Genomic DNA, 1,003 nt, shown 5'->3' with positions numbered 1-1,003 from the left:
GAGGTCGGCGCGGACGCGGCCGGTCGGCGTGGTGACGCGGTGATCGCAGGCAACAGCGAAAACGTAACCGGTGCTCCGAGTTTCGAGCGCAGACCGCAGTTTCGGATCGCCGCCGTAGACCTCGTCGCCGGTGACCGACGGTGCGGGGACACCGGCATCGAGAGCGTCGATGATCAGTCGCTTCGCCAGAGCGGGTTTGGTGGAGAAACCCACCTCGTCCGGTACACCTGCCTGCTGGCAGCGGGCAGGGTCGATGGTCCACGATTTCGGCAGGTAGAGGGCACGATCGAGGAAGGCGTGTCCGACGGGGGTGGCGTAGGTGAGATACACCGCGATCTGACTGTTCTCGATCCGCCCGGGGGCTTGTTCGTAAATTACTGTCGGAGTTGATCTTTGAGGCGGCTTGATGGGTGACAGTGGGAGGCTTGAGTATGTGCCTTCTGCGAGATTGTCGATCCGCTGCCGAGTTGCGGGTGAAGTTCGATCAGCTTCTGCCGCATCTGGATGAACGCCGTCGTCGGCTCTATCTGGCCAGCGAGGCGATGGCGATCGGCCACGGAGGGATCACTGTGGTGGCCGGCGTCTCCGGTGCCAGCACCGCCACCGTCACGCGCGGCATGTCCGAACTGACCGCGAATCCTGCACCGACCCAGCGCATCCGGGCTCCAGGCGCCGGTCGCAAGCCGCTGACAGCGATCGACACCGGCCTGCTGCCGGCGCTGGAGGCGCTGATCGAACCGCACACTCGCGGCGATCCGGTTTCTGCGCTGCGCTGGACCACACTATCGCTACGCAGCTTGGCTTCGGCTCTGACCGACCAGGGCCACCCGGTGGGCGCCACGACCGTCGGGCACCTGCTGCATGCACTGGGATACCGCTTGCAAGGCACTGCCAAGACCAACGAAGGCACCTCCCATCCCGACCGCGATGCGCAGTTCGCCCACATCAACGCCACAGCCACCACCTTCCTCGACACCGGGCAGCCGGTGATCAGCGTCGACAC

Annotated in this window: 2 protein-coding genes; one reads left to right on the top strand and one right to left on the bottom strand. The window is 65.4% G+C overall.

Features of this window, described 5'->3' with window-relative positions; translation table 11 throughout:
- On the bottom strand, positions 1-375 hold a 375-nt coding region (locus tag ACFXIV_RS48440; RefSeq protein WP_379421606.1), incomplete at its 3' end, for a transposase.
- 56 nt (positions 376-431) lie between these two features.
- Here ACFXIV_RS48440 and ACFXIV_RS48435 point away from each other — a divergent pair.
- Positions 432-1,003: ISAzo13 family transposase (locus ACFXIV_RS48435; protein WP_379421605.1), on the top strand; the 572-nt coding region annotated here is incomplete at its 3' end.

The sequence above is a fragment of the Nocardia sp. NPDC059236 genome, from assembly GCF_042754085.1.
Classification (GTDB): domain Bacteria; phylum Actinomycetota; class Actinomycetes; order Mycobacteriales; family Mycobacteriaceae; genus Nocardia.
The sequence above is the reverse complement of the archived record's forward strand: the minus strand, read 5'-3'. Positions and strand labels throughout refer to the sequence as shown.